The following is a 2,308-nucleotide window of genomic DNA, read 5'->3' as shown; positions in this document are numbered from 1 at the left end:
GCGCACCTTGTCGGGCAGATGCGCGCGGTTCGGGTACAGCACCGACACCGGCTTCGGCACGGCCGGCACGCCGGGCAGCAGCTCGATCAACTGGCCCGAGTCGATGCTCGGCTGCAGCGCGGGCCGCAACGCGTGCACGATGCCGAGGCCCGCGAGCCCGCAGGACAGCAGCGCTTCCGAGTTGTCGGTGAGCAGGCTGCTCGCGAGCTTCACCGCGATGGTTTCGCCGTGCGGGCGGAACGTCCATTCGAGCACGCGGCGGTTGCGGCCGGTGAAGAAGTTGACCGCGCGATGCGTCCGCAGATCGTCGAGCGTACGCGGCAAACCGTGGCGCGCGATATAGGCGGGCGATGCGCACGTGGCCATCGACACCGCGCCGACGGTGCGCGCGACCATGCTCGAATCCTTCAGCGTCCCGACCCGCACCACGCAGTCGATGCCTTCGCCGATCAGGTCGGCCGGCTGGTCGCTCGCGCCGAGCACGAGTTCGATCTGCGGATAGCGCTGCTGGAAGTCGGGCAGCGCCGGAATCACGATCGTCTTCGCGAGCGCGAGCGCAATGTCGATCCGCAGCCGGCCTTTCGGTACCGCGCGCTGCTTGGGGAACGACGCGAACGCATCGTCGATGCCGGCGAGCAGTTGCACGCAGCGCGCATGAAACGCCTCGCCTTCGGCCGTCACGCTGACGCGGCGCGTGCTGCGGTTCAGCAGCCGGACGCCGAGCTCCTGTTCGAGCTGCTGCACGGCTTTCGTGACGGCCGGCCGATGCAGCTGCAGCGCGTCGGCGGCCTGCGTGAAGTTGCCGCGTTCGACGATCTGTACGTAGATCTGCATCGTTTGCAGGCGGTCCATGGCGTTCCCGGATGGCGTGGCGAGCGGCCATCTTCGCACACCGATGGAACCGGATGCGCGGCCGCCCGCCTGCCGTGCGTCATTCGACCGGATGCAGATCCTGCAGCAGCGTCGGCACCAGCTCGGACACGGTCGGGTGGATATGCATCGCGCGGCTGATGGTCGTGTACGGCGCGCCGGCGGTCATCACGTCGAGCATCCCGTGCACGACTTCGTCGCCGGTCACGCCGAGGATCGACGCGCCGAGGATCGCGTGGCTGTCCGCATCGACGATCACCTTCATGAAGCCCTGGCTCTCGCCTTTCTCGACCGCCCGGCCGACGCGCGTCATCGGGCGTGTGCCGACCAGCAGCCGGCGGCCCGTCTGCTTCGCTTCCGCGAGCGTCATGCCGACGCGGCCGAGCGGCGGATCGATGTACATCGCGTAGGCCATGATGCGGTCGGACACCTTGCGCGGATCGTCGTCGAGCAGATTGGCCGCGACGATCTCGTAGTCGTTGTACGCGGTGTGCGTGAACGCGCCGCGTCCGTTGCAGTCGCCGAGCGCCCAGATGCCGGGCACGTTGGTGCGCAACTGCTCGTCGACGGTGATGTAGCCGCGCGCATCGGTAGCGATGCCCGCGCGGTCGAGCCCGAGATCGTCGGTGTTCGGCACGCGCCCGACCGCGAGCAGCAGGTGCGAGCCCGCGACCTCGCGGCCGCCGCCCGCGCAGTCGAGGCCGACCACGATGCCGTCGCCGTCGCGGCGCGCGTTCAGGCAGTTCGCGTCGAGCTGCACGTCGATCCCTTCGTTTTCGAGGATCTCGCGCACGGCCTGCGACACGTCCTCGTCCTCGCGGCGGATCAGGCGCGGGCCTTTCTCGACGATCGTGACCTGCGAGCCGAAGCGGCGGTACATCTGACCGAATTCGAGCCCGACATAGCTGCCGCCGACGATCACCAGATGATCGGGCAGGAAGTCGACGTCCATCATCGTCGAGTTGGTCAGGTACGGCACCGAGTCGAGGCCCGGCATCGCGGGCACCTGCGCGCGTCCGCCGACGTTGATGAAGATGCGCTCGGCTTCGAGCACGTCATCGCCCACGCGCACCGCGTTCGCGCGTTCGAACCGGGCGTGACCCTGAAAGACGGTGGTGTTGTCGAGGCCGCGCACCCATTGCTCGACGCCGTGGTTCGAGCGGCCGGAAATCTGGTCCTTGCGCGCCTTCACGGCTTTCATGTCGACGGTGACGGGGCCGCCGACCGACACGCCGTATTCGCTGGCGCGCCGTGCAAGCTGCGCGGCGTACGCGCTCGCGATCAGCGTCTTGGTGGGGATACAGCCGGTGTTCACGCAGGTGCCGCCGAAGCGGCCGCGCTCGATGATCGCGACTTTCATGCTGGCGCCGGCGAGCCGCGCGGCGAGCGGCGGCCCGGCCTGGCCGGTGCCGATGACGATTGCATCGAAGTGTTGCGT

Annotated in this window: 2 protein-coding genes; both read right to left on the bottom strand. The window is 68.8% G+C overall.

Translation table 11 applies throughout. The annotated features are described in order from the left end of the window. The coding region (locus JMF90_RS33910; protein ID WP_201326060.1) for a LysR family transcriptional regulator at positions 1 to 852 on the bottom strand (852 nt) is incomplete at its 3' end. A 79-nt stretch (positions 853 to 931) separates the two neighbouring features. Then, positions 932 to 2,308 (bottom strand): FAD-containing oxidoreductase (locus JMF90_RS33905; protein ID WP_201326059.1); only part of this gene is annotated, 1,377 nt, incomplete at its 5' end.

The organism is Burkholderia sp. E168m23 (assembly GCF_016586125.1).
In the GTDB taxonomy this organism is placed as follows: domain Bacteria; phylum Pseudomonadota; class Gammaproteobacteria; order Burkholderiales; family Burkholderiaceae; genus Burkholderia; species Burkholderia orbicola.
Note: the sequence above shows the minus strand (reverse complement) of the source record. Positions and strands in the feature narration are given on the sequence as shown.